General features: G+C 40.7%; 26 protein-coding genes. 22 read left to right on the top strand and 4 right to left on the bottom strand.

Translation table 11 applies throughout. The features are described from left to right. Nucleotides 1–260: 260 nt before the first annotated feature. From rpmB to OCV39_RS00705, 5 genes are all read left to right on the top strand, one after another. Nucleotides 261–497, top strand: a complete 237-nt coding sequence (gene rpmB / locus OCV39_RS00685) for a 50S ribosomal protein L28 (RefSeq protein WP_004728407.1) — start codon at nucleotides 261–263, stop codon at nucleotides 495–497. Between the two features lie 13 nt (nucleotides 498–510). Further along, entirely contained in the window at nucleotides 511–678 is a 168-nt protein-coding gene (gene rpmG / locus OCV39_RS00690; RefSeq protein ID WP_002535344.1) for a 50S ribosomal protein L33, read from the top strand. Between the two features lie 302 nt (nucleotides 679–980). Then, on the top strand, nucleotides 981–1,403 hold the full coding sequence (locus tag OCV39_RS00695; protein WP_241807257.1) for a hypothetical protein: 423 nt from the start codon (nucleotides 981–983) through the stop codon (nucleotides 1,401–1,403). 2 nt (nucleotides 1,404–1,405) lie between these two features. Beyond that, nucleotides 1,406–2,215 (top strand): bifunctional DNA-formamidopyrimidine glycosylase/DNA-(apurinic or apyrimidinic site) lyase, encoded by an 810-nt coding sequence (mutM, locus tag OCV39_RS00700; RefSeq protein ID WP_261888720.1) that lies wholly within the window; start codon nucleotides 1,406–1,408, stop codon nucleotides 2,213–2,215. Between the two features lie 86 nt (nucleotides 2,216–2,301). Then, the gene (locus OCV39_RS00705) at nucleotides 2,302–4,293 is read left to right on the top strand and encodes an LTA synthase family protein (protein ID WP_261888721.1); all 1,992 of its coding nucleotides are present in this window, start codon (nucleotides 2,302–2,304) and stop codon (nucleotides 4,291–4,293) included. Nucleotides 4,294–4,353: 60 nt separating this feature from the next. On the opposite strand, the gene coaD is transcribed toward OCV39_RS00705, so the two are convergent. From coaD to OCV39_RS00725, 4 genes are read right to left on the bottom strand one after another with little or no spacing between them, the layout of a single operon-like run. Then, entirely contained in the window at nucleotides 4,354–4,839 is a 486-nt protein-coding gene (gene coaD, locus OCV39_RS00710) for a pantetheine-phosphate adenylyltransferase (RefSeq protein WP_017052181.1), read from the bottom strand. Beyond that, nucleotides 4,836–5,867: a glycosyltransferase family 4 protein gene (locus OCV39_RS00715; RefSeq protein WP_261888722.1), complete on the bottom strand. Its 1,032-nt coding sequence runs from the start codon at nucleotides 5,865–5,867 to the stop codon at nucleotides 4,836–4,838. The genes coaD and OCV39_RS00715 overlap by 4 nt, the downstream gene beginning before the upstream one ends. Nucleotides 5,868–5,903: 36 nt before the next feature. Further along, nucleotides 5,904–6,698 carry a glycosyltransferase family 2 protein gene (locus OCV39_RS00720; RefSeq protein WP_136994051.1) on the bottom strand — a complete coding sequence of 265 codons (795 nt, stop codon included), beginning with the start codon at nucleotides 6,696–6,698 and terminating at the stop codon, nucleotides 5,904–5,906. Then, the gene (locus OCV39_RS00725; protein ID WP_261888723.1) at nucleotides 6,688–7,746 is read right to left on the bottom strand and encodes a glycosyltransferase family 9 protein; all 1,059 of its coding nucleotides are present in this window, start codon (nucleotides 7,744–7,746) and stop codon (nucleotides 6,688–6,690) included. Before OCV39_RS00725 ends, OCV39_RS00720 begins: the two co-directional genes overlap by 11 nt. Before the next feature lie 104 nt (nucleotides 7,747–7,850). Here OCV39_RS00725 and OCV39_RS00730 point away from each other — a divergent pair, with 104 nt between their 5' ends. The 17 genes from OCV39_RS00730 to OCV39_RS00810 all read left to right on the top strand — a co-directional run bounded on the left by OCV39_RS00730 (nucleotide 7,851) and on the right by OCV39_RS00810 (nucleotide 25,306). Beyond that, on the top strand, nucleotides 7,851–8,243 hold the full coding sequence (locus OCV39_RS00730; RefSeq protein WP_136994049.1) for a diacylglycerol kinase: 393 nt from the start codon (nucleotides 7,851–7,853) through the stop codon (nucleotides 8,241–8,243). 33 nt (nucleotides 8,244–8,276) lie between these two features. Then, nucleotides 8,277–9,020 carry a 3-deoxy-D-manno-octulosonic acid kinase gene (locus OCV39_RS00735; RefSeq protein WP_261888724.1) on the top strand — a complete coding sequence of 248 codons (744 nt, stop codon included), beginning with the start codon at nucleotides 8,277–8,279 and terminating at the stop codon, nucleotides 9,018–9,020. Nucleotides 9,021–9,029: 9 nt separating this feature from the next. Then, the gene (locus tag OCV39_RS00740) at nucleotides 9,030–10,886 is read left to right on the top strand and encodes a DUF3413 domain-containing protein (RefSeq protein WP_261888725.1); all 1,857 of its coding nucleotides are present in this window, start codon (nucleotides 9,030–9,032) and stop codon (nucleotides 10,884–10,886) included. Between the two features lie 105 nt (nucleotides 10,887–10,991). Next, nucleotides 10,992–11,603: a PhoP regulatory network YrbL family protein gene (locus tag OCV39_RS00745; protein ID WP_261888726.1), complete on the top strand. Its 612-nt coding sequence runs from the start codon at nucleotides 10,992–10,994 to the stop codon at nucleotides 11,601–11,603. Between the two features lie 107 nt (nucleotides 11,604–11,710). After that, on the top strand, nucleotides 11,711–13,684 hold the full coding sequence (locus tag OCV39_RS00750) for an acyltransferase family protein (protein ID WP_261888727.1): 1,974 nt from the start codon (nucleotides 11,711–11,713) through the stop codon (nucleotides 13,682–13,684). 174 nt (nucleotides 13,685–13,858) lie between these two features. Next, nucleotides 13,859–15,049: a UDP-N-acetylglucosamine 4,6-dehydratase gene (locus OCV39_RS00755; RefSeq protein WP_261888728.1), complete on the top strand. Its 1,191-nt coding sequence runs from the start codon at nucleotides 13,859–13,861 to the stop codon at nucleotides 15,047–15,049. 59 nt (nucleotides 15,050–15,108) lie between these two features. After that, nucleotides 15,109–16,254: a LegC family aminotransferase gene (locus OCV39_RS00760; RefSeq protein WP_261888729.1), complete on the top strand. Its 1,146-nt coding sequence runs from the start codon at nucleotides 15,109–15,111 to the stop codon at nucleotides 16,252–16,254. A gap of 35 nt (nucleotides 16,255–16,289) precedes the next feature. Further along, nucleotides 16,290–17,474 carry a UDP-N-acetylglucosamine 2-epimerase gene (gene neuC / locus OCV39_RS00765; protein WP_261888730.1) on the top strand — a complete coding sequence of 395 codons (1,185 nt, stop codon included), beginning with the start codon at nucleotides 16,290–16,292 and terminating at the stop codon, nucleotides 17,472–17,474. Nucleotides 17,475–17,481: 7 nt separating this feature from the next. Further along, nucleotides 17,482–18,555 carry an N-acetylneuraminate synthase gene (gene neuB, locus OCV39_RS00770; protein WP_261888731.1) on the top strand — a complete coding sequence of 358 codons (1,074 nt, stop codon included), beginning with the start codon at nucleotides 17,482–17,484 and terminating at the stop codon, nucleotides 18,553–18,555. After that, the gene (locus tag OCV39_RS00775) at nucleotides 18,548–19,201 is read left to right on the top strand and encodes an acetyltransferase (RefSeq protein ID WP_261888732.1); all 654 of its coding nucleotides are present in this window, start codon (nucleotides 18,548–18,550) and stop codon (nucleotides 19,199–19,201) included. Before neuB ends, OCV39_RS00775 begins: the two co-directional genes overlap by 8 nt. A 59-nt stretch (nucleotides 19,202–19,260) precedes the next feature. Further along, the gene (locus OCV39_RS00780; RefSeq protein ID WP_261888733.1) at nucleotides 19,261–20,319 is read left to right on the top strand and encodes a nucleotidyltransferase family protein; all 1,059 of its coding nucleotides are present in this window, start codon (nucleotides 19,261–19,263) and stop codon (nucleotides 20,317–20,319) included. Nucleotides 20,320–20,324: 5 nt separating this feature from the next. After that, nucleotides 20,325–21,308, top strand: coding sequence for a Gfo/Idh/MocA family protein (locus tag OCV39_RS00785; RefSeq protein ID WP_261888734.1), 984 nt, complete (start codon nucleotides 20,325–20,327; stop codon nucleotides 21,306–21,308). 9 nt (nucleotides 21,309–21,317) lie between these two features. Beyond that, the gene (locus OCV39_RS00790; protein ID WP_261888735.1) at nucleotides 21,318–22,013 is read left to right on the top strand and encodes an acylneuraminate cytidylyltransferase family protein; all 696 of its coding nucleotides are present in this window, start codon (nucleotides 21,318–21,320) and stop codon (nucleotides 22,011–22,013) included. Continuing rightward, on the top strand, nucleotides 22,006–22,776 hold the full coding sequence (locus tag OCV39_RS00795) for an oxidoreductase (RefSeq protein WP_261888736.1): 771 nt from the start codon (nucleotides 22,006–22,008) through the stop codon (nucleotides 22,774–22,776). Before OCV39_RS00790 ends, OCV39_RS00795 begins: the two co-directional genes overlap by 8 nt. A 12-nt stretch (nucleotides 22,777–22,788) precedes the next feature. Beyond that, nucleotides 22,789–23,931 carry an N-acetyl sugar amidotransferase gene (locus OCV39_RS00800; protein WP_261888737.1) on the top strand — a complete coding sequence of 381 codons (1,143 nt, stop codon included), beginning with the start codon at nucleotides 22,789–22,791 and terminating at the stop codon, nucleotides 23,929–23,931. Further along, nucleotides 23,928–24,539, top strand: coding sequence for an imidazole glycerol phosphate synthase subunit HisH (gene hisH / locus OCV39_RS00805; RefSeq protein ID WP_261888738.1), 612 nt, complete (start codon nucleotides 23,928–23,930; stop codon nucleotides 24,537–24,539). The genes OCV39_RS00800 and hisH overlap by 4 nt, the downstream gene beginning before the upstream one ends. A 50-nt stretch (nucleotides 24,540–24,589) precedes the next feature. Continuing rightward, nucleotides 24,590–25,306 (top strand): HisA/HisF-related TIM barrel protein, encoded by a 717-nt coding sequence (locus OCV39_RS00810; RefSeq protein ID WP_261888739.1) that lies wholly within the window; start codon nucleotides 24,590–24,592, stop codon nucleotides 25,304–25,306. Nucleotides 25,307–25,335: the final 29 nt, after the last annotated feature.

A 25,335-nucleotide genomic window follows, 5' to 3' on the forward strand; every position in this document is an offset into this window, starting at 1 on the left:
TGCTATTATTCGCCCACTAATTTTTGAACCTAAATCAGCTCAATTACTCATTGAAAGCCGCCTTGCTCAAAAAAAGATCACGAAATCCGTCAAAAGGATCTGTTCGGGTCTTGAGCAATGCATATCAAGTTAGTATAATGCGCGACCTTTGATAGCCTTGAATGGATTTTCCATAATGGTTTTACCTCTATTTTCATAATTGATAGAGAGGTTCGGCCACCAAGGTTGATATCGAGCTGAAACGATTTGGAGAGACATTCATGTCCCGAGTATGCCAAGTAACTGGTAAGCGTCCAGTAACGGGTAACAACCGTTCGCACGCACGAAATGCTACCAAGCGTCGTTTTCTGCCGAACCTACAAACTCACCGTTTTTGGGTAGAGAGCGAAAAACGTTTTGTTAAACTACGTCTAACTGCTAAAGGCATGCGTATTATTGATAAGAAAGGCATCGATGCTGTTCTTGTTGATATCCGTGCACGTGGCGAAAACGTTTAAGAGGAATTAAGCAATGGCTAAAGGCATTCGTGAGAAAATCCGTCTAGTATCTTCTGCTGGAACAGGTCACTTCTACACAACTGACAAAAACAAGCGTAACATGCCAGGCAAATTTGAGATCAAGAAATTTGATCCAGTAGTTCGCCAGCACGTTATGTACAAAGAAGCTAAAATCAAGTAATTGATTTCCTTCGATGTAAATAGATAAAAACCCAGCTTTCGAGTTGGGTTTTTTTATACCCAAAATTCAAGTTTCGCTTATCGGCTACACTCTTATTTCTATTATGGTGTTAATGAGCTTCAGACTCTCGATGAGATTTTGTTCGTTTCAATGTTTCTATGTTAAATTTACTCTCATACCGAATAGATGATCTTATTAAATATGATCGTTTTTGCCGACTTAGCCGCAAGGAGCAGCCATTGAATCGCCCAGCCCGTCGTCGTCGTTGGAACAATATCTTAATTTTAAGTGTTGTTGCTTTCATGGCGGTGTTAAACCTACCTTCGGTGATTAAAACTTATTTAGTAGAAGAGCCGATCAGTCGTTATCCCTACTTACTGGATCCAAACAGTGACGTTCAGGCATTGCACTTTAATCAATGGTCATTAGAGCAAAATCAAGGGCGATGGCGATCAAGCTTGCCAACAGAAGTCGCTCCGAAAGTGTTAGTTGAAAGGTGGCGTGAACTGGTTGGAACTAATGTTGATTCAGATACTTACAATGGTTTGAAACCGCTGTTGAATAACCCTAAAACGGTTGAAGTGTGGTATGAAGATCAGGAAGAGCCTCAGAGGATCACTTACTATCAAGCGCCTCAATTTTGGTTATTAAAAAATTGGCAAGGTGAGTGGATTGCGATCTCGGTAGAGAAAGATTTCCTATTCCCTATGGAGGCCAGTGAATAACCATGCCTGAATTACCAGAAGTTGAAGTCAGTAAAATGGGAATTTCGCCTCACCTAGTGGGTGAAACCATTGATAAGATTATTGTTCGCCAGCCCAAACTGCGCTGGCCAATACCGGAAGAGATACATTTATTGCATGGCAAAGTGGTCAAAAGCATTACTCGTCGTGCGAAATACTTGTTAATTAATACCGATGAAGGCTCTGCGATAGTCCATTTGGGTATGTCGGGATCATTACGAGTACTCGACAATGATTTTCCCGCAGATAAACATGATCATGTGGATCTCAAATTAACCAATGGAAAAGTACTTCGTTATAACGATCCACGCCGCTTTGGAGCTTGGCTGTGGTGTGCGCCTGGTGAATCTCATTCCGTTCTAGATAATTGTGGGCCTGAACCGTTAACTGATGATTTTTATCCTGAGTATGTAATGGATAAAGCGAAAAAAAAGCGGGTTGCGGTGAAACAATTCATTATGGATAACAAAGTGGTGGTTGGCGTCGGTAATATCTACGCTAACGAATCACTCTTCAATGCTCACATTCATCCTTTACGACCTGCAAATAGCCTTTCTCTGCTTGAATGGACTCGATTCGTTCATGACATTAAGCAAGTACTTGCTACCGCAATTAAGCAAGGTGGGACAACGCTAAAAGATTTTTCTCAAGCGGATGGTAAACCGGGGTATTTTGCTCAAGAGCTTCATGTTTATGGTAAAGGTGGAGAGCCGTGTCCTAAATGTGGGTCAATACTGCAAGAGCAAAAAATTGCCCAACGTAATACTTTTTTCTGTGAAGAATGTCAGAAGTGAACCTCACATAAACAAGATTAAATAATGTGCTATATTGCAGAGCTTAAAATATTTGAATTATATCTACACCTTATAAGTGATTTATCATGAACTTCCAGCATAACTTTCGCCACCTGATTCGAGTGATCTCGACCTTGGTTTTGGGTGGCCTTATTCTCTTGTCTCTCGCCCGTGGTCTTTTCTTTAGCCAAATTGTTGAATTTGAGCAATTGGTTGGTTTAAGTAGTGATGTGTGGCAAGCCTTTATTGTTGGAGCTCGATTTGATGCGAAAATTGTCTCTATCGCTTTTGCGCCTCTATTACTTATTGGGTTGAGTGTTGGTGCTTTCCCAAAGGTATATCAACGTTTCTCTCGTGGTATTCCAAGTTATGTCGCTCTTATTTTCTTTCTCTTAGCGGCCTTCTCAATCGGTAATTACTATTACTATGTGACATATGGTAGCTACATTGATGTTTTCGTGTTTGGTTTGTTTGATGATGATACGAAAGCCGTGCTGGAAAATGCGTGGGAAGATTACCCGATAATTCGCTCATTTTTAGCGTCAATTGCTATTTCTGCTTTAGCATTTCTAGGTACCGCTAAGCTGTTACGCCGAGCGGAAAAGTGGCAGTGGAGTAAGCGTCATTGGGCCGTTACTACTGTCTCTGTTGTGTTGACTATTTTAGTCTATGTGGTGATTGCTCGTGGTTCGATTGGTACTTTGCCGCTTAAGCGTTATCACGCGAATGTTTCTCAGTACAAAGCGTTGAACATAATTACTCCCAATGCATTTATGGCGCTCGATTGGGCAAAAAGTGACTATAAGAAGCAGTCCAAATTTGAACCTATTTCAGCCGAAGCCGTTGAAGCTCAGATGTTGAAAGTGTTAGGCCAACCAACCCCAGTTTATCAAACCCCTAAAAATGATTATTTAGAAGCAAATAAGCCCAACGTTGTAATGGCGTTGATGGAAGGGATGGGGATGAATGTTCTTATTGAGGATGACGCGAGTAATAACGACCTACTTGGCTCGTTACGTGAAGGCTTTGAGCAAGATTTTGTATTTAAGCGCTTTCTTGCCGGAACATCCGCAACCATTGATAGCATCGTCATGATGCTGTTCCACAGTAATATACCGACCATTAGCCATTCAAGTGCTCAGAAGGTGGTACTACCAAGTTCGGCGGTATTGCCTTATAAACAGGCTGGTTACGAAGTGGTGTTTATTTATGGCGGCAACAGTATGTGGCGTAATTTGGCGAATTATTTACCGCGCCAAGGTTTTGATACGGTTTACGATGAAAACAGCATCAAAAAAGCGTTCCCAGCGGCAGAAGAGTACGCTGATACTTGGGGTGTTCCCGATGAGTATACGTTCAAGTTTGCTCGTAAGTTACTAGATGAAGCTGAAAAACCCTTGATGATTTACATCATGACGGTAACCAATCATTCTCCATTTAGAGCGCCAGCTGATTATCAGCCTAAGCCAGTGAAAGTAAGCGAACGGTTAACAACACTGCTTGGGCCTATGGCTGATCAAGCTGAAAATTTGCTACAAGCTTATCAATATGCGAGTAATGCATTGGGAGAGTTTGTTAAAGGTGTTAAAGCTTCAGAGTTAGGAAGCAAGACCATCATAGCCGCGTCTGGTGATCACCGTGTGCGATATCTAGAAACAGAGACGGCGAGTGAGTTTGGCTTAACATTTGGCGTTCCATTTTATATGTATGTGCCAGATGTGATATTGGAACATTCTGATTATCGTTTTGATCGTAATCGAATCGGTTCCCATAGAGATGTTTTTCCTACGCTGTATAACTTTAGTTTATCGGATCAATCTTACGTCTCTCTGGGAGGTGAGAATTTGTTGTCATCCAATGCGATTAGTAATATTGGTTATAACGCATCTCGAAGTGTCCATGACCTAGGTTCTTATGCTAATGCTCAGCCTGAAAAGTTATATCCATGGAAAGATTTATCCAGTTTGAAGTCTGATCCAGTGACGACGGAAAATGTAGATGCGGATTGGAGTGAAGAGTACCGTAAGCTTCAGGACTACTATTTACGTTCGCAGGTAGTTATTGGTAAAGACAATTAAGAGAAGTTAGAGGCACAGTTTTATAAACAAAGCTGTGCCTTTACAGTTTTTTGCTTTTTGCTAATCGCCATTTTTAGCGTGTAGAGCATCCGCAATTATTTTAGGTACAAATTGCGATACATCACCACCATGGATGGCAACTTCTCTAACAATGGTTGAAGAGATGAAAGAGTACTCTTCTGCTGGCGTTAAAAACACACTCTCAAGCCCTGGCATTAGGCGGCGATACATATTCGTAAGACCAAATTCGTACTCAAAATCGACGGTGGTACGTAAGCCTCGGATCAGCACATTCGCATTGACCTGTTTTGCAAAGTCCACCATTAACCCGCTGAAGCCTTGAGCTGAAACGTTATCTAGGTGTTGGGTTATTTGTTTACAGAACTCAACACGCTCTTCCAAGGTAAACATGGTGTTTTTGCTTGGACTTGCCGCGACCGCAATAATGACCTCATCAAACATACTGGCCGCGCGTTCGATTAAATCCAAATGACCGTTAGTCATAGGATCAAACGTTCCTGGGTATAAAACTTTTTTGGTCATCATCCACGCTCTATTTGTTGATATATGATTTCATATTCTTGTGCTGTTGTTTCTATTTCAAACTTAATTAAGTTGTTCTTGGCGCCTAACTTGAGTTGCTCATAGAGTTCGTCAGATTGTTTGATCTTTTGTATGAGTTGACTCAGTTGCGCAGCATCCCCTACATCAAATAATAATCCAGAAACGCTATCTTGGATTACATCAGGTATTCCTCCGGCTTTGGAGCCTATAACAGGAAGGCCTGCAGCCATCGCTTCAAGAATTACCGATCCCATCCCTTCAGTGTAGGAGGTATGAATTAACAAATCTGCCGCCTCGAACCAATCTCCAATATTCGGTTGATTGCCTACCAAAGATACGTTGCCGATATCATGTGCTAACTGCTGAAGTGATTCTTCTTCTGGCCCATCGCCAAGCAAAGCAAAGTGGATATCCGTTTGAGATTGCAGCTCTTTTGCCGCGTTTATCGCGACATCAAACCCCTTATGAGGGTACATTTTAGCGGCTTTTATGACCAAAAATTTATGGCTAAACCGCTCTCTTATTTTTTGTACAGCAACAGGATCGTAGGAATAACGCGCAGGAGAGTCGGGAATGAAAGAACACTTAGCATCAGGATGACGCCCTAATACCACTTCAACTACTTTATTACTCACACCAGTAATATGAGCAGCAGCAGCATATGCCATCCGTGATAATCTTTTGTTTTTTAATGGGTTATCAATTCTTCTTGTTATTATATATTGAATTCCAAACAACAATTTTTGTATATACGCCCAGTAGATAGCTCGTCCTTCATGGACATGCATCACCGTGCAATCATTAGTAATACATCGCCTATGATTGAATAAAAAATGTTTGGTAGGAAATAACCGACATGGCAATTTTTTTACTTCATCATAAAAAGAGCTTCTGGGGTGAGCAACAACTGTTATGTCATAACCCATTTCAATTTGGTGTTTAATTAGCACTAAATTTTGTCTTTCACCACCACTAAACCCCGTAGCTAAGTTAACATGGCAAATATGCATGTTTGATCCTTATTTATCAATAATTTGAGCGTGATTTTAGAATGCTTGATCAGGTTTTTTAGCCGATGTCCGAATCCACAAATCCGCATATTTGATGATGGTATAATGCGTTGATAGAAGCGAAAGCAGTAATCCTTGTTTGCCGTCGAGAAAACCAGCTTTAATGATATACATTTTAATGAAACAGGCGATGGAATGAGTAATGATTTGAGAAAATCTTCCTTTCTTACCTTGTTTTGCTTTATCTGCACTCCAGGCTAAAGCATACGAGTTCGACTTCCTTAAATAATGCTGTAAATCATTATAAGTAAAGTGGATGGCATCTCCATCGAGTTGCTTTATCTGCATCCCCTGAGTAACTTCCACTTTTTCGTGCACTTGAGCATCGTTGTATTGGGTAAGTTGCGTTGGGTAGAGACGAACAACATTGTCAGGATACCAACCACAATGGCGGATATAGCGACCAAACACCCAATTTAGACGGCAGATACTATATAACGTATTCTTTTCATTAGTACTTACGGCTTGCTGGATGCTCTGCTTTAATTCTGGAGTGACTCGCTCATCAGCATCTAGCCATAACACGAAATCTGACTCTATATACTGCTGAGCGACTCTTCGTTGAGGCCCAAATCCAGGCCAATTCTCATTAACATAAAATTTGTCGGTGTATTTAAGGGCGACATTTTTCGTGTCATCACTGCTGCCTGAATCTAAGATTACGATTTCATCAACCCAATCAGTGACAGTTCGCAAGCAGGCATCAAGATTTTGTGCTTCGTTTTTAACGATAAGTGCAACTGCGATGGTAGGTGTATTGCTATTGGGCATCTGAGTCGTTACCTTTTGTTATTTGTTCAAATGACTGGATCACTGCTTCAAGTGAAATCTCTGCCATCACGTGATCACCTTTTACTCGAGTGCTCCAAGCTAATTGCTCGACAGGTTTATTGTGTTGTTGCTCTGCGAATAAATCATAGACGCTAACCACATTGTGTAAATTATTATATGGACCTGTTCGTTTTGGATTACTGTGTCCATACAAGCCGATAACCGGAGTGCCTTGAGTGGTGGCTAGATGAGCAGGGCCAGAGTCAGGCGCTAAAACTAAATCTGAAAGCTTAATCACAGCCGTCAGCTGTTTTAATGTGGTCTTCCCGACTAAGTTAAGAGCACTATGTTTCATCTTGCTTTGAATGGCTTGCGTGAGTTGTTGTTCTCTTTGTGAGGGAGATCCGCATAAAGCCACTTGATACCCCTGCTCAATCACATGATCTGCGAATTGAGCATAACGCTCTGTTAGCCAATTGCGTTCGTCTTTACTGGCCGCAGGACAAACTAAAATTGTTGGTAGTTGTTGGAGAAGCTTGTTGGCAGCATCAAAGTCTTGCTGAGTAATCGGTAGTTGCCAGTTGGGAGCACTTGGTGGTACGCCTAAATAATGGATAAAAGAGAAAAAACTATCGAGTACATGTTGTGATTGAGTATCCGGTATTTTCTTATTGGTAAATAGCCATTGTCCTTCTTTGGCACGTTTAAAATTAAATCCCACTTTATACTTGGCTTTGATGCCAGTCGTTAGAAAGCTGGCTCTTAATGCTAACTGCATGTGAACTAAAGCATCAAACTTGCGGTCTTTTAATTGTTGCCATACTTGCCTCATGCCTGAGAGGCCGGTTTTCTTGTCAAAAACAATGAGCTCAACACCATCGAGCCCGTCAAGTAGTTGAGCTTCTACTTTACCTATAATCCAAGTGATTTTTGTCTCAGGCCAATGGCTTTGCAAAGCTTGGATCGCTGAAACGGCATGGCAAACATCACCAATAGCGGAAAGCCGTAAAAAACAGACAGAATCAGGCGCTTGAGAAAAGAGAGGCATAATGAAGGCTCATAAAATTAATTGGCTAAGATTATGCAGATAGACGAGATAAATGTAAAATAGCGCGCACTAGACCTATTTAACAAAAGACAGAATAGAGAACTATGACACAGGTGAATCAAGGAAAACCAGGTAATACTGGTATTAAACGTGTAATTAAGGCCACTGGTTACTCTATACAGGGGTTAAAAGCCGCTTTTAAGCATGAAGCTGCCATTCGACAAGAGCTTGGTCTATTAGTGGTTGCTATTCTGTTGTTATGTTGGCTTGATGTGACGATGCTAGAACGTCTTGTGATGTTAAGTTCAGTTGTGCTTGTGTTGATTGTGGAGTTGATTAACTCTGCGATTGAAGCGGTTGTCGATCGTATCGGCGTTGAGCACCATGAACTCAGTGGCCGAGCAAAGGATATCGGTTCTTCTGCGGTTTTAGTTGCATTGGTTCTCGCCGGTTTTATTTGGCTGACGATCATTGTTAGCCATTACTTTCATTTATAGCACTGACTTAATTATCGGTTTATAGCACCTAATATGATTCAACATATCGTAATGGCTAACCAAGCATTTTGGTTTGATGACCAACTACTCAAAGAACCGGTTGAACGTGTTTTCGACGCGAAATATTGGCATGAACAAAGCAAAGTAACAGGTAGTGCGACTGGTCGAGGAACGACTTGGTTTGTGCAGCTTGAAACTATGCAAGCTGCTTTGCGCCATTATCGACGTGGTGGCTTGTTTGGTAAGTTAGTTAAGGATCAGTACTGGTTTACTGACTGGAACCAGTCGCGTAGTGCTGAAGAATTTAACCTACTCCATCTGTTAATTGATGCAGGCGTAAATGTACCTAAGCCAATCGCAGCACGCGTGACAAAAATGGGCTTAACCTATAAAGCTGATTTGTTAAGTGAAAAAATACCCAACGCCAAGGATTTAGTGGATATATTACAAACAAGATCATTGAGCAGAGATGAATATGTTTCTATTGGTTGCGAAGTCGCGAAAATGCATCAGGCAAACGTGAATCACACCGATCTTAATATCCACAATATCTTAATCGATGGGCAGAACAAGGTGTGGATTATCGATTTCGATAAATGTGCCCAAGAGCCGGTCGCATCAAATGGGAAATGGAAGCAAAGTAACCTAGATCGTTTGCTGCGCTCGTTTAAGAAAGAACAGAAAAAACGTAATATTCAATGGAACGAACCTGAGTTCCAGTATTTATTTAGTGGCTATCAGCGCGGTGCTGGTCGTCAATCATCACGTTCAGTATAGGAAGATTCAATGCCGTTTAAGCAAAAACTTCATGCGCATGGCTGGTTTATTCTCTTTAATGCGCTAGTGGCCATTGCGATTGCTTGCCGTTACTACGCATTTTTACCTGAGTTCCCATCCGACTCTCTTACTATTGTGTTTCTGTTCGCTGGAACCTTTAGCCAAATGGTATTGCTCGCGGCATTGATCGGTTTGATCTCTATGCCTGCTTTGCTGTTGCCTAAGCGTGGTAGAAACATTGTTCAAGCGGTCATTGCTTCCTTAGGCATTGCTGTTTTGTTCATTGATACGATTGTCTTTGCGCAATACCGTTTTCATATAAATGCGGTCGTTCTTGACCTTGTATTGTCTGGACAGGTGGTGAGTTTTCCATTAGTGACGTGGTTAACCGTTATTGGTGGCGTGTTGGTTTTGCTTGCTGCTCAATTTGCAGTAGTAACTTGGCTAGAACGCAGTAATAACCCAGTGAGACAAGCGCCATTAAATCGTTACAAACTCGGTAAGAAATTTGCTTGGGTGACGTTTATTACGTTATTAATAACCAATGTTACCCATATCTGGGCGGCGGCAAATGTTTATCAGCCTGTCACTATGGTTAAGCGTTACCTTCCGGTTTTTTATCCTGCAACAGCAAACTCGTTTATGGAAAAAAGAGGTTGGATCGATCTCAAAGCAATCCAACAACAAAAAGCGATGAGTATTCGTCCGAAAAGTGACTTAAATTATCCACTGACGCCAGTGAAATTTAATGCTGTAGAAGCACCAACCAATATCTTACTCGTTGTAGTCGATTCATGGAGAGCGGATACCTTTAACGCAGATAACACACCATATATGTGGGAATACGCGAAAAATGGTGTAATGTTCCAGGATCATATCGCAACCGGTAACGCTACTCGTACTGGTATCTTTGGTCTATTTTATGGGCTGCCTGGAACTTATTGGCACGGCTTCCTTGCCAACCAACAGTCACCAGTATTGGTTGATAGATTACAAGAGCTTGATTACCAACTAGGTCTATTCTCAGCTGCTCGCCTAACGAGCCCAGAGTTCCACCAAACTGTATTCGTAAATGTGCCAGATATACGCGTTACCTCTATTGGTCGATCCCCATCCGCTCGTGATAAACGTTTAACGGAAGATTGGATGGATTGGTATGATAAACGCGATAAAAGTAAGCCAGCATTTTCATTCTTATTTTATGATGCGCCACACGGCTATGACTTCCCGGCTGATTTTGAGCATAAATATGAGCCGATGATTGATAGGGTTGATTATCTTGAACTAGATAACGATTCCGATAGAGAAGGTTTCATTAATCGCTACAAAACCAGTGTTCGTTATGTCGACACCCAAGTGAAACGTGCTTTAGATAAACTCAAAGCAGCAGGTGATTTGGAAAATACACTTGTTATTATCACTGGTGATCACAGCCAAGAGATGAATGACAACAAACAAAACTACTGGGGACACAATAGCAACTTCACTCGCGCTCAAACCCATGTGCCATTTGTGATGTTCGGCCCAGGCGTCAGTTCTGTTGGTCAATTGGCTGATAATGCGAAACTGACCACTTCCCATGAAGATGTAGCCCCTACATTAATGAATCATTATTTAGGGTCAACGGGTGAAGTTGAAAGCTACTCTACAGGTGCTGATTTGTTTGGTGACAAGGTGAAACGCGACTGGATCATGAGTTCAAGTTACAGTGGATACGCTATTATCTATGATGATGTGATCATTGAAGTAAATGGTACGGGGCAATCTCAAATTCTTGATAGTTCTTATCGCCCGTTAAAAGATGAAACCATGAACTATCAATACGTCCAGCAAGCGCTCGAGAAGATCAGTCGCTTTAGGAAGTAGTTGTTTAAATACAAACAATCGTAATTACAGCCCTTACTACGTATCTAATTTGCGGTAAGGGCGGTAGATATAGTGACACAAAAGCTGGAATTAAGAGGTCAATGAATGCGTGATTTTACTCAATGGGAAGTTATAGGAAAAGGCAGTGAAAGAACGTGCTATCAAGACCCTGATGACAGTTCTCGTTGTATTAAAGTGAGCCATAAGAAAAACTCCAAACAATCATTGCGAGAAATTAAATATTTCAAACTTTTGAAGAAAGAAAATAAATCATTTGCACATATTCCTCAAATCTTCCAATTCATAGAGAAAGATGATCTTATCGGAATAGAGCAAGAAGTTATTCTTGATGATTCAAAAGAAATATCCAAAAATATTTACGACTATATAGCTGATAATAGAACAAATGATGAATTAAATGAATTTTATCGTCAACTTGAAATATTAGAGTTGTATCTCATTGATAATAATATTATACCAAGTGACTTGGTTACGAGTAATTTATTAGTTTGTAATAAAAATAAAGAACTTAAAGTTTATATAATTGATGGGTTTGGTGGGGCAGAGTTTTTCCCTTTATCTAATTATATTAAGCTGTTGGGTCAGCATAAGATTAAGAGGAAATGGAAAAAATTTATGAGCGGATTTGTAAACAGGTTAGTTTTGAAAAATCACAAAGAGTTTTATTTAAAATTCAGAGAAGCTAATGATGAATGATTTAATTATTCAGTTTCAATAGTGAGGAGTGATTGATTTAGTACTTTTGAAGTGTTTTTTTTGTCTGTATAATCACCACTCTTTATTTTTTATTTTATGAGTGATTAATGATTGCAAGTGGATACAGAGATGATATCAGTGGCTTAAGGGCCTTGGCTGTTGTTATCGTCATTCTTTTTCATACAGGGTTTACTTCGGTTTCTGGTGGGTATGTCGGTGTCGATGTATTCTTTGTCCTGTCTGGATTCTTAATTACTTCGATACTGTACAAAGACCTTGTCGCAGGAGAGTTCTCCTACAAGAAGTTCTACCTTCGTCGTGTTAGGCGGTTAATTCCGGTACTACTAGTCGTACTTGCTTTTACTCTCACGACTTGCTGGTTTTTTCTTTTACCTGAAGATTTTTATCGTACAGTAAATGGAGCCGGGACGGCTTTCCTTTCTGTAAGTAACTTTTATTTCAGCAATATAACGTCAGGGTATTGGGGGGCAAGAAGTCAGCTTGTTCCTCTCATCCATACTTGGTCGCTATCGGTTGAAGAGCAGTTTTACATCATTTGGCCAACTCTTCTTCTGTTGCTGTTTAAAGTGTTTAAAAAACAGCGCCTTTCATCTTTTGTGCTACTGCTGGTCGTTGTATTTCTAGGATTGTCAGAATACCTTGCTCGTTATAGCCCAAACAGTGCTTACTATCTATTACCCGCTCGTTCATATGAATTGCTTATGGGGGCTTGGTTAGCATTAACTCTTCATCGCATACCCGTTATTAACGCTAAATTGAATCATTTATTATCAATAATTGCATTGGTTAGCATTGTAGCGATGGCTTTTGTTTTAAGAGAGGGGAGTGTCTTTCCTGGAATCAACGCCGCGGTTGTATGCCTTGCGACTGTGATTTTGTTAATTACGGGGAAAGATAAAGACAACCAAGGGATTATCAATAAATTGATGTCTAATAAGGTTGTCGCATATATCGGCTTGATTTCCTATTCATTGTATCTGTGGCATTGGCCGATCAATGTTTTTTGTAACTACCTTTCAATTGAGAAAACTCTACCAATTAAAGCTGCGATATTGACGCTTACCTTTGTCATGTCGGTTCTGAGTTATCATTTTGTTGAGCAAGCTTTTAGATTCAAGTATGTATTTTCACCACGTAAAACCTTTGCGCTATTTCTTGGAGTTCCGTTTGCCTTGTTGCTCTCAACCGTTTTAATAACTAAAGAGCATGATGGCTTTCCTGAGCGGTTCTCAGGTGAAGGTAACGATCGCTTATCTGTTTTTATTTCAACTAATTACAATGATTGTACAGCGGCATACTGTGGGCCTGAATATAAGAACAAATTTTCGACCGACTATATAGAATCAGATTTTCTATTAGTGGGAGACTCACACGCGCAATCTATGGAAGGCTTTTTTAATTCATTAGCCAATGATGCAGAAAAACAAGGGACGCTTGTATATAACGGCGGGACACCATTCTTAGTGGATGTCGAGCGTTATGATACGAAGCGAGAAGGTTTCACATCGTACTCCGCAAAAAACAAACAAACGCAAGAGATGATAGAGAACTTCAAAGGTGACACCGTTGTCCTGACTGCTCGTTATTCAAAATATGTGGATGAATTTTATGATTCGTGGTTTATGAGAGAGGGAGATACACCTTCTTATGAGCAATCCTTAGAAAACTTTAAATCTAGCATGATTAGCACTATTGACTATATTTTAAGTCAGGACAAGAGGTTAATCATTGTTGAGGATGTGCCGTATTTTCCTGTCGATAAGTCAAAATGTGAAATTTTGAAATCACGCTTTGAAGGCTCAACGCTTTGTTCAAGTAGTGAAGACCGAGCGGTTATTGAAGACTTTCAGCAGTTTGAAACGGAATTCTTTGCGAAAGTGAAGCCTCTCTATCCACAAGTTCTTTTTATCAATACACGAGAATTGCTTTGTGACTCACAACAATGTTACGTCGCAAAAGAAGGGTTAACGTACTACAAAGATAATGGACACTTAAATTATGTCGGTTCAAAAGCTCTTGGGCAAAAGTATCTACAGCGTGACAGTAATCCATTAAATTAAGCATTTATCACAAGGGTTAACCTATATTACTGGGTTAATAGCGGTGAAGTGGCGAACCGCTTCGAACATAGAGTAATTTAGTCCCAGCTGAAATCACTTTTAGCTGGGACTTCGCTTTCGCCATTCGTAACCTTGGTTTAAAATCCTACTATTACTAACAAAAGTAGCCATCATATGAATTCAACTCTCTCTCTTATCGGCCGCACCGATGCCCTTTTTACTCAAGATATCTCTAGCCATGAAGCTGAGCTGTCGCGAATTGTGTCTGAATCTCGCTTTCTAGTTCTAGGTGGCGCGGGCTCTATAGGCCAGGCTGTGACCAAAGAAATTTTCAAACGTCACCCTCAGAAGCTTCATGTTGTTGATATCAGTGAAAACAATATGGTGGAGTTGGTTCGTGATATTCGCAGCTCATTTGGCTATATCAATGGTGATTTTCAAACCTTTGCACTAGACATCGGTTCTATAGAATACGACGCATTCATCAAAGCTGATGGACAGTACGATTACGTATTAAATTTATCAGCTCTTAAACATGTTCGCAGTGAAAAAGATCCGTTTACTTTAATGCGCATGATTGATGTGAATGTGTTTAATACCGATAAAACTATTCAACAATCGATTGATGCGGGAGCTAAGAAATACTTCTGTGTGTCGACAGATAAAGCGGCTAACCCTGTCAACATGATGGGCGCGTCTAAACGTATTATGGAAATGTTCCTAATGCGGAAGAGTGAGCAGATGGCTATCTCAACCGCCCGCTTTGCGAATGTCGCCTTTTCTGATGGATCTCTTCTGCATGGCTTTAATCAACGCATTCAAAAGAATCAGCCGATTGTGGCGCCAAACGATATCAAACGCTATTTCGTTACCCCTCAAGAATCCGGTGAGCTTTGTTTGATGTCTTGTATCTTTGGCGAAAACCGCGACATCTTCTTCCCTAAACTGAGTGAAGCGCTACACCTAATTTCATTTGCAGACATTGCCGTTAAGTACTTGAAACAAATTGGTTATGAACCACACTTGTGTGAGAGTGAAGATGAGGCGCGTGAACTCGCTAAAACATTACCTGCACAAGGGAAGTGGCCATGTTTGTTTACTTCTAGTGATACAACGGGTGAGAAAGACTTTGAAGAGTTTTTTACCGATAAAGAAACACTAGATATGGGTCGCTTTGATAATTTAGGTATCATCAAAAATGATCCGCTTTATCAGCAAGAACTTCTTGAATTATTTGAACAAAAAATTGGTCAAATGAAGTCAGAACGTCAGTGGACCAAAGAAGAAGTTGTCAAATTATTCTTTACCATGATCCCTGATTTCGGGCACAAAGAGACAGGCAAATACCTTGATAGCAAGATGTAATCTAGAGTGCCTAATTTAGTGTTAATCGATAAGCTTCAAATAACGTAGAGAGTTGAGTAATGAGCAAGACACCACTAGTTGAGTTTGTGCGAGATATTTATCAAACCAATGACTTTATTCCACTGCATGCTCCAACATTTGATGGTAATGAGCAGAAATATGTTTTAGAAACCATCCAAAGCACTTTTGTATCGAGTGTCGGCAAATTTGTCGATGAGTTTGAGCAGAAAATAGAAGCTTATACGGGTACAAAAAAAGCGGTGGCGACAGTTAATGGGACAGCTGCACTTCATGCCGCGCTTTACATGGCAGGTATTCAAACTGGTGATTTCGTTATTACTCAAGCTCTGACGTTTGTCGCGACGTGTAATGCCTTACACCATATGGGGGCTGAACCGATCTTTGTTGATGTGTCACCAGTGAGTTTAGGGCTTTGTCCTAAAGCCATGGATGAATACTTAATGCAACATGCACAAGTTACAGATACTGGCTGTATTCATAAACAAACTAAACGTCCAATTCGTGCGGTTGTACCCATGCATACTTTCGGTCACCCTGTTGAGTTAGATGAATTGATTGCCGTTTGTCAGAAGTGGAATATTGTTTTAGTTGAAGACGCTGCTGAAAGTTTAGGCTCTTTCTATAAAGGTAAGCATACAGGTACTTTGGGCGATTTTGGTGCGGTCAGCTTCAATGGTAATAAAATTATTACCACTGGTGGTGGTGGCATGGTGTTATGCAAAACAGCAGAGCTTGGCGCTCGAACTAAGCACGTCACGACAACGGCAAAAGTGCCGCATCCTTATGAGTTTTATCATGATGAAGCTGGTTTTAACTATCGCATGCCAAACTTAAACGCAGCTTTGGGTTGCGCTCAAATGGAAGTGCTAGAGCCATATCTAGCACAGAAGCGAGTGTTGGCGGGTCGTTATCAAGCGTTTTTTGCTGAGAGTGATTTCCAATTTGTGGTTGAGCCTGAATATGCTCAATCTAACTACTGGTTAAATGCGGTGATTTGTCCATCAGTACAAGCTCGTGATGACATGTTAAAGCAAACAAACGAATCAGGTGTTATGACTCGGCCTATTTGGCAGTTGATGCATCGTTTGCCTATGTTTAAAGATGCGCCTCGTGGTGATTTAACCCAGTCAGAGCAGATTGAAGCGCATTTGATTAATTTGCCGAGCACACCTATAGCTCTGTAGTTGTAAAAAAGATAACAAGAGATAGTCGGTTTATTATGAGCAAGCAAGTCATGAATAAGAAAATAGCCGTTTTTACAGGCACAAGAGCAGAGTACGGTCTGCTCTTTTGGCTTTTAAAAGATATTCAGAATGATCCAGACCTTCAGTTGCAACTTTTGGTTTCAGGCATGCATTTATCTCCAGAATTTGGCGAAACGTATCAGCAAATAGAAGCGGATGGTTTTGTGATTGATGAAAAGATTGAGATCCTTCTTTCATCAGACTCTGCGGTAGGTACGGCTAAAAGTATGGGGCTTGGGGTATTAGGCTTCTCAGATGCTTTAGCACGTTTGAAACCGGATGTATTGGTTATTTTGGGTGATCGATTTGAAGCGTTAGCCGCCGCGCAAACAGCCATGATCATGCGTATACCCATCGTTCATTTGCATGGTGGCGAGATCACCGAAGGCGCATATGATGATTCGATTCGTCATGCCATCACTAAGCTTAGCTACCTGCATGGCACATCAACGGAAGAGTATCGCCAACGTGTGATACAGCTTGGTGAAGATCCGAATCGAGTACAAAATGTTGGAGCGATTGGGTTAGATCACCTTAAGCGTGCAACATTTATGTCGGTCCCTGAGCTATCCAAGTCATTGGATTTTACTCTCGATAAGCCTTTCTTTTTGGTCACTTACCATCCCGTAACACTAGGTAATGAAGCGCCAGAAGAGAGTTTCCAAGCTTTACTCAATGCGTTAGATGAGTACCCCGATCATCAAGTTATTTTAACCTACCCCAATGCGGATGATGGTGGGCGACGTATTATTCCAATCCTTGAAGAATACGCGCGTAATAACCCAGAACGAGTGTTCGCTATCCCTTCTTTAGGGCAGGTTCGTTACCTGAGTTCCGTTATGCACGCTACTGCTGTTATTGGTAATTCATCAAGTGGCATTATTGAAGTTCCAGCGTTTGATGTTCCAACGGTCAATATAGGTTCGAGACAAAAAGGACGCTTAGCCGCTAAGAGTGTTTTGAATGTGGAAGCAGATCAGTCATCAATATCAGAAGCCATTCAGAACGCGATTTCTCGTGCTTACAAGGATGGTGATGAACATATTCATAATCCATATGGTCAGGGTGATACCAGCGGTCAAGTCATTGAAATGATCAAATCGTTGCAATTCACCCCAAGTAAAGCGTTTTACGATATAACTTTTAACGATGTAGAGTGAGAGAGTCATGACCTTAATTATTGCAGAAGCAGGCGTTAACCATAATGGTGATGAAAATCTCGCCTTTCAGCTTGTCGATGCTGCTTATCACGCAGGCGCTGACATTGTTAAATTCCAAACCTTTAAAGCAAAAAATTTAGTAACAGAAGAAGCGGTTCAAGCAGAATACCAAGTGACGAATACTCAAAAGCAAGAATCACAATTAGCGATGTTAAGCCGATTAGAGCTTTCTTATGATGTTCACCATCAGTTAGTTAAGCATTGTGAATCGTTAGGCATTGAGTTTCTCTCGACTGCTTTTGATTCTGAAAGCCTAGATTTTTTAGTGAATGATTTAGGGCTAACCCGCCTTAAAATTCCTTCAGGTGAGATCACAAATGCACCATTGGTACTAGAACATGCACGTACAGGTTGTGATTTGATTGTATCGACCGGAATGGCAACGTTATCGGAAGTTGAAGCCGTTTTAGGGGTGATCGCTTTCGGTTATACCGCTGATAAAAACGCGGAGCCAACGGAATTATCATTTCAACAAGCTTATGCATCTGAGCAAGGCCAAAAAGCTCTGAGGCAAAAAGTGACGATATTGCACTGCACAACAGAATATCCGGCTCCAATGGCTGAAATTAACCTTAAAGCTATGGATACCTTAGGGCGTGCATTTGAATTGCCAGCCGGTTATTCCGATCATAGTGAAGGGATTACCATCCCAATCGCGGCTGTGGCTCGTGGTGCGGTATTAATTGAGAAGCACTTTACGCTAGATAAAAACATGGAAGGGCCCGATCATAAAGCTTCACTAGAACCTACTGAGCTTACGGCTATGGTGACAGCCATTCGTCAAGTCGAAGTGGCATTAGGTGTTGGCGTAAAAAGCCCAACGGTCTCCGAAGTGAAAAATAAAGCGGTGGCGCGTAAAAGTTTAGTGGCAGCGAAAGCCATTCAACAAGGTGAGCTTATTACAGAAGACAACCTCACGATTAAACGTCCAGGCTCAGGTATGTCACCATACCACTATTGGACATTATTAAATCAACCAGCAAGCCAAGATTATCAAGCAGGGGATTTGATTTTTGAGTAATTCGTACCTTAAGCCTATTGTCGTCATTGGCGGCGGCGGCCATGCTAGCGTGGTAGTGGATATTTTACGCTCTCAAAAGCGGAAAATAATAGCCATTGTTTGCCCCGATGATATCAGCCAACGCAGTGTGTTTAACGGTATCCAGCACTTGAAGCAAGATGATGACGTCTTGCAGTTTTTACCTGATGACGTCGTGTTAGTTAATGGCATTGGTATGCTGCCAAAGTCACACTTAAAGCGTAAACTTAATGAGTATTACCTCCTCCATGGCTACCAGTTCGAGACGGTGATTGCAGAGAGTGCACAAGTGTCGTCATTTGCTGTTATTGAACCTGGTGTGCAAGTGTTTGCGGGGGCCATCGTCCAAGTCGGCGCATTTGTTGGTGCTCATAGCGTGATTAATAGTGGCGTCATTATTGAGCATGATTGTCATATTGGTTGTTATAATCACATAGCACCAAGAGCGACGTTATGTGGACAAGTGACAACTCAAGATGACGTATACGTTGGAGCAGGTTCTACCGTTATTCAGAACATTAAGCTAGAACAAGGTTCAATTGCTGGTGCTGGTGCTATAGTGACAAAAAACATCGCATCTCAGCAGATTTGTTATCCAAGTCGATCGATCATAAAAGCGTCAAAGTGATCGATTTGTGTAAAGTGCGTTGTCATTTAAAAGTTAATATAAAAACATGAAGGTAAATCATGAGTCATAGCTGGAAAAATGTATTAATAAAGCCAACCAGTACACTGCGTGATGCATTAGAAATAATTAATAATGAAGCACTACGTGTCGTATTGGTCGTTGATGATAACCACCAATTGCAAGGGGTTGTGACTGATGGTGATATCCGTCGTGGCTTATTGAATAATCTTGCACTAACAGCTGAAATTACTCAGGTCATGAATACTAACCCAATGACCGCAGATGCCAAGACGCCTCGTGATGATCTAATTGCCACAATGGAAAGTAAAGGGATTCTTTCTCTTCCATTGCTTGAAAGTGGCAAAGTTGTTGGGCTTGAAACTCTACATGGTATGTTGAGTAAACCAGTGTATCAAAACCCTGTATTCTTAATGGCTGGTGGTTTTGGTACTCGTTTACGACCATTGACCGATACTTGCCCAAAGCCGATGCTAAAAATTGGTAACAAACCTATTTTAGAAACAGTAATTCGTAGCTTCATCAAAGCTGGATTTGTGAACTTTTATATCTCGACTCACTATATGCCAGAGCAGATCGAACAACATTTTGGCGATGGCTCCGATTTGGGCGTTAACATCACTTATGTTTACGAAGAGTCGCCGCTAGGAACGGGTGGAGCATTAGGCCTTTTACCAAAAGATTTACCGCAAGACCTGCCACTCATCATGATGAATGGTGATGTTTTGACGAAGGTTGATTTTCAACGGTTGCTTGAGTTCCATACAGAAAATCAAGCAGATGCAACCATGTGCGTTCGTGAATATGATTATCAGATCCCTTATGGGGTTATCAATGGCGAAGGCAATAAAATTACCAGCATGGTTGAAAAGCCAATTCAACGGTTTTTTGTTAATGCGGGTATTTATGTTGTGTCGCCGAGAGTAATTCAATCCGTTCCCGAGAACCACCATATCGACATGCCAACACTGCTTGAAGAGCATATGGTTGAGCGTGAAAATATTCTCATGTTCCCTATTCATGAATATTGGTTAGATATAGGTCGTATGGATGACTTTAATCGTGCGCAAGCGGATATTCATACGCTAGGGTTGGATTAATGATTATGAATAGCATCATTAATAAAGTTGCTGTAATTGGGTTGGGTAATATAGCCACTCGTCATCGTCGTAATTTGAAGGCTGTATTTCCAGGGGCTGAATTGCTGGTTATGTCGGCAAGTGGACGCATACCGGAAGAAGCCATCAGTGATAGCGACGGAATTGTGGCGAGTGTTGAAGCTTTAATAGAAGCGAAAGTTGAGTTGGTTATTGTTGCGTCGCCGGCCCCTTTTCATGCTCAGCATGCAATCCCATTGATTGAAGCTGGTATTCCTACGTTAATAGAGAAGCCAGTAACAACCACGAGTGAAGATGCCGATTCAATTCAAAAAGCGATAGATGAGCATGGTACGCCTGTCGCGGTAGGCTATTGCTTACGTTATCTTCCTTCAGCCAAGGAGCTGAAGAGATTGCTCGATAACAAGGTGATTGGTACCTTGTACAATGCGCATATCGAAATTGGTCAATACCTACCAGATTGGCGTCCGAGTAAAGATTATCGCGATTGTGTGTCGGCTAATAGACATTTAGGTGGTGGGGCTCTCTTTGAGCTCAGTCATGAGTTAGATTACGCTCAGTGGTTACTAGGTCCCCTTCATTTGCAGCATGCTTTATTACGTTCCTCTGAAGAGCTTAATTTAGAGGTCGAGGACATGGCGGATATCACTGCATTAACCGATACTGGTGCTGTCGCGACCATTCATTTGGATTTTTTACAGCGCAAAGCGCATAGAAAATGCAGCTTTGTGGGGAGCAACGGGCGAATAGATTGGGACTTGATTCAGAACCAGCTTACTTTGACGACTGCAACAGAAACTCGCGTACTTTATAGTGAACCTGAGTGGGATAAGAATAAGATGTACGTTGCTATGATAAAAGATTTTGTACAGATGATTGGGCAAAATGGGCATACGTGTACAGAGTTGGCAGAAGCAGTAACGACCGTCCACCTAATTAACGATATTAAGAACAAAGCTTGTAAGCTATAGAGAAATAGAATGAAAAATTTTGCGTTCATTTTTGCTCGAGGAGGCTCTAAAGGTCTCCCTGGAAAAAATATTAAGCCGTTAGCTGGAAAGCCGCTGTTGCAATACTCCATTGATACAGCACTTGCATCGCCATCTATCGATAAAGTGTTTGTTTCGACTGATGACACCGATATTGCAAAGGTGGCGATTGAATCAGGTGCGATATTGATTGAAAGACCAGAGGAGCTCGCCACAGATACAAGCCCTGAGTGGCTATCATGGCGTCATGCCATTGAGTGGGCTAATGAACATTACGGTAAATTTGAGGGCTTTGTTAGCTTACCTGCGACAAGTCCACTTCGTGGCGTTGTGGATGTAGAAGCTGCAATTGAAAAGCGTTGCGACGTCGATGCCGATATCTGTATTTCAGTGACCCCAGCAAGCCGTAGCCCTTTCTTTAATATGGTAAAAGAGACGCAAGATGGCTTTGTGGAGTTGGTGAATAAACCAGACTCAGATGTCACTCGTCGTCAAGATGCACCTGAAGTTTTTGATATCACCACGGTTGTGTATGCAACGACACCAGAGTTTGTATCAAATCATTATGGGTTGTTTTCTGGGAAGGTGACTAGTATTGAAGTACCAAAAGAGCGTGCGGTTGATATTGATGATATTTATGACTTTAGATTAGCCGAAGCAATTTTTAAGGGTGAGGATAATGAGTAGCTTACTTAATAGACAAAAAATATTAGTTGCTGGTGCTGGCGGTTTACTCGGCGCTAAAATTGTGAAGGATGCGCTAAAGCAAGGCGCTCAAGTTATTGCCGCTGATATTAATGTGGAATTGATGCGAGAAAAACTAATCGCACAGCAAGTTGACCTTTCTAATGAAGCTTTAACATTAGCATTGCTTGATGTGACGAATGAAGAAAGTGTCAAAGCTTTTTTTGCATCACAATTTGGCCTCACTGGAGCGGTAAATAGTACTTACCCTAGAAATAAAACTTATGGGGCTCATTTTTTTGATGTTTCATTGCAGAGCTTCAATGAGAACCTAGCGTTGCATCTTGGTAGTGCATTTTTATTTACTCAGCAATGTGCTGCATACTTTAAAGATAAACTTGAGCCTTTTTCGTTAGTCAATATTTCTTCAATTTATGGTGTAGTTGCACCAAAGTTCGATATCTACGACAATACACCAATGACGATGCCTGTTGAGTATGCGGCAATAAAATCTGCTATTCTTCATTTAAATAAGTATGCATCTACGTATATTAACGACAGCCGCTTTCGCGTGAATAGTGTGAGCCCTGGTGGAATCTTTGATCACCAACCCTCGGCGTTTCTCGAGGCGTATAAGTCTAATACTCACGGTACGGGAATGTTAGACGCACAAGAAATGATTGGCTCTATACTGTTTTTATTGTCAACACAATCAAAATTCGTTACAGGCCAGAATATCATTGTGGATGATGGCTTTAGCTTATAAATTGGATTAATTATGAAGAAAATCTTTTGGTGTAAAACTTGCCTAAATATGTCTACAAGACCACGTATCTCATTTGATGATAATGGTAGCTGTAATGCGTGTAATTGGAAAGATGAGAAAAAGAATCTTGACTGGGATGCAAGACAAGTTGAATTGAATGAGCTATTAGATAAATATCGTTCATCTAATGGGAAAGGGTTTGATTGTATCGTTCCTGTTAGTGGCGGAAAAGATGGTTCATATGTTGCTTATACTCTTAAGCATAAGTACGGAATGAATCCATTAGCCGTTACTATTCGACCAGCTTTAAGCTTAGAGCTTGGGGATGAGAACTTATCTAACTTTATCGATTCAGGTTATAACCATATTCATATTTCTCCTGACGCTAAGATCATGCAAAAGTTGAATAAATTAGGCTTTATCGAAAAGGGCTTCCCATATTATGGGTGGCTGATAGCGATAAAAACAGCGGTTATTCAGACAGCTATGAACTTTGGTATACCGCTGATTTTTTACGGGGAAGATGGTGAAGTTGAGTACGGTGGCTCAACTGAAAGTAAGTACAACCCATTGTACGATATTGAGTATATGAAACGTGTTTATTTTGAAGGTGGTTACGATAAAGTCTTCGAAGAAATACTCAAACAAGAAGATGTTCAGGAAGGAAATTTAGCATTTTGGAACTTCCCAAGTGATGAACAAGTTGCAGAGTCTCAACTTGCCTTTACACATTGGTCTTATTTTGAAGCATGGGATTCATACCGCAATTACGTTGTTGCAAAAGAACATTGTGGATTAAAAGAAAAAGAAGAAGGTACCGCTGGTACATTTACCAACTTTTCTCAAAATGACCAAGCATTGTATTCATTACACGCGTATTTGATGTACCTTAAGTTTGGCTTTGGCCGAGCAACTCAAGATGCTGGCATTGAAATTCGACGCGGAGCAATGACTAGAGATCAGGCGTTAAATCTAGTGATGGCATATGATAACCAATACCCATATGAGTTTATTGACCTTTACCTTGAGTACTATCAAATGTCGAAAGATGAATTTGATGCAGTGCTTGATAAATATGCAAATAAAGATTTATTTGAAAAGATCGATGGTATTTGGGAGCCTAAGTTTACAGTTGGTGAAGACTTCAAAGTATGAAAATAGCAATTGTTGATTATGGAATGGGCAATATATCTTCGATGATCAGTGCTCTACGATACCTAGGGATAGATGATATTGTTGTCTCGCATAAAGCAGAGGAACTTGCAAAGGCCGATAAGCTTATTCTGCCAGGAGTAGGTAATTTTTCGACCGCAGCACAAAAAATATCAGCCCTAGGTTTAGAAGCTATTTTATATGAGCAAGTGGTAACTAATAAAAAACCTATATTAGGTGTTTGTTTAGGCATGCAAATCCTGAGCTTATCAAGTACAGAGAGTGGTGTAAATCGCGGCTTGAGTTTTGTCAATGGTAGCGTTGATAAGTTTCAGATTGCGGATTTAAAAGTCCCACATGTAGGATGTAATCAAGTCATACCACATGGTGAAAGTCGACTTTATATTGGTTTATCTGATGAGCCTGATTTCTATTTCACGCATAGTTTTAAGATGACCTCTTCTGCAGATATCGGGCAATCCGTTACTCGATATGGCGATAACTTTATTGCCAGTTTTGAGGTTGATAACATTGCTGGTGTTCAATTTCATCCAGAGTTAAGTCAAACAAATGGCTTGAAGCTGTTACAAAATTTTATAGAGCTATTTTAATGTTAAGAGATAGGTTGATCTTTAGTCTTATATATAACGACGGTGCATTTATGCAAAGTCGTAATTTTAGGCTTCAGCGAGTTGGAGATATCAAGTGGTTGGAGCGTAACTATAAGTTTCAAAAAATATCTTTTTCATTAGATGAATTAGTTGTTCTTAATGCATCTCGGAAAGATAAAAATATTGAAGAGTTCTCTCAGGTTGTAAAAAGACTGGTTGATGATGTATTTATTCCTGTTGCTGCTGGTGGAGGAATTCGAAGCCTTGAAGATGTAGATCTCTTATTTTTAAATGGTGCTGATAAAGTTGTTTTGAATTCAACACTTTATACTAATCCTGAATTAGCTAAGTCAATTATCGAAAAGTACGGCTCGCAAAGTCTTGTCGCTAGTGTTGACTATAAAGTGGTGTCAGGAAAATCGACAGTGTTTATTAATGATGGAAGTGAGTCAGTTGATATTGCTCTCATTGATTACCTTCGCTTAATACAAGAGATTGGCGTTGGGGAAGTCATTCTAAATTCAATAGACAGAGATGGTACTGGTTTTGGTTACGACATCCCTACACTTCATTCCATTAGTGGTGTTCTCGATATACCATTGATTTTGATGGGAGGAGCGGGGAATGCTCTTCACTTGAAAGAGGGCTTGGACCAGGATCATGTATCTGCAGTTTGTACAGCTAATTTATTTAACTTTATTGGTAACGGTTTACCTAAAGCTAGGCAGTCAATGTTAGACAATAATTACAATTTAGCGGTTTGGTAAGTAAAAAATTAAGCATTATTAAGAGAAAA

It is taken from the genome of Vibrio cortegadensis (assembly GCF_024347395.1).
GTDB lineage: Bacteria > Pseudomonadota > Gammaproteobacteria > Enterobacterales > Vibrionaceae > Vibrio > Vibrio cortegadensis.

Coding starts and splice junctions, on each gene's coding strand:
- rpmB (WP_004728407.1), top strand. CDS start 261: ATGTCCCGAGTATGCCAAGTAACTGGTAAGCGTCCAGTAACGGGTAAC.
- rpmG (WP_002535344.1), top strand. CDS start 511: ATGGCTAAAGGCATTCGTGAGAAAATCCGTCTAGTATCTTCTGCTGGA.
- OCV39_RS00695 (WP_241807257.1), top strand. CDS start 981: ATGGCGGTGTTAAACCTACCTTCGGTGATTAAAACTTATTTAGTAGAA.
- mutM (WP_261888720.1), top strand. CDS start 1,406: ATGCCTGAATTACCAGAAGTTGAAGTCAGTAAAATGGGAATTTCGCCT.
- OCV39_RS00705 (WP_261888721.1), top strand. CDS start 2,302: ATGAACTTCCAGCATAACTTTCGCCACCTGATTCGAGTGATCTCGACC.
- coaD (WP_017052181.1), bottom strand. CDS start 4,839: ATGATGACCAAAAAAGTTTTATACCCAGGAACGTTTGATCCTATGACT.
- OCV39_RS00715 (WP_261888722.1), bottom strand. CDS start 5,867: ATGCATATTTGCCATGTTAACTTAGCTACGGGGTTTAGTGGTGGTGAA.
- OCV39_RS00720 (WP_136994051.1), bottom strand. CDS start 6,698: ATGCCCAATAGCAATACACCTACCATCGCAGTTGCACTTATCGTTAAA.
- OCV39_RS00725 (WP_261888723.1), bottom strand. CDS start 7,746: ATGCCTCTCTTTTCTCAAGCGCCTGATTCTGTCTGTTTTTTACGGCTT.
- OCV39_RS00730 (WP_136994049.1), top strand. CDS start 7,851: ATGACACAGGTGAATCAAGGAAAACCAGGTAATACTGGTATTAAACGT.
- OCV39_RS00735 (WP_261888724.1), top strand. CDS start 8,277: ATGATTCAACATATCGTAATGGCTAACCAAGCATTTTGGTTTGATGAC.
- OCV39_RS00740 (WP_261888725.1), top strand. CDS start 9,030: ATGCCGTTTAAGCAAAAACTTCATGCGCATGGCTGGTTTATTCTCTTT.
- OCV39_RS00745 (WP_261888726.1), top strand. CDS start 10,992: ATGCGTGATTTTACTCAATGGGAAGTTATAGGAAAAGGCAGTGAAAGA.
- OCV39_RS00750 (WP_261888727.1), top strand. CDS start 11,711: ATGATTGCAAGTGGATACAGAGATGATATCAGTGGCTTAAGGGCCTTG.
- OCV39_RS00755 (WP_261888728.1), top strand. CDS start 13,859: ATGAATTCAACTCTCTCTCTTATCGGCCGCACCGATGCCCTTTTTACT.
- OCV39_RS00760 (WP_261888729.1), top strand. CDS start 15,109: ATGAGCAAGACACCACTAGTTGAGTTTGTGCGAGATATTTATCAAACC.
- neuC (WP_261888730.1), top strand. CDS start 16,290: ATGAGCAAGCAAGTCATGAATAAGAAAATAGCCGTTTTTACAGGCACA.
- neuB (WP_261888731.1), top strand. CDS start 17,482: ATGACCTTAATTATTGCAGAAGCAGGCGTTAACCATAATGGTGATGAA.
- OCV39_RS00780 (WP_261888733.1), top strand. CDS start 19,261: ATGAGTCATAGCTGGAAAAATGTATTAATAAAGCCAACCAGTACACTG.
- OCV39_RS00785 (WP_261888734.1), top strand. CDS start 20,325: ATGAATAGCATCATTAATAAAGTTGCTGTAATTGGGTTGGGTAATATA.
- OCV39_RS00790 (WP_261888735.1), top strand. CDS start 21,318: ATGAAAAATTTTGCGTTCATTTTTGCTCGAGGAGGCTCTAAAGGTCTC.
- OCV39_RS00795 (WP_261888736.1), top strand. CDS start 22,006: ATGAGTAGCTTACTTAATAGACAAAAAATATTAGTTGCTGGTGCTGGC.
- OCV39_RS00800 (WP_261888737.1), top strand. CDS start 22,789: ATGAAGAAAATCTTTTGGTGTAAAACTTGCCTAAATATGTCTACAAGA.
- hisH (WP_261888738.1), top strand. CDS start 23,928: ATGAAAATAGCAATTGTTGATTATGGAATGGGCAATATATCTTCGATG.
- OCV39_RS00810 (WP_261888739.1), top strand. CDS start 24,590: ATGCAAAGTCGTAATTTTAGGCTTCAGCGAGTTGGAGATATCAAGTGG.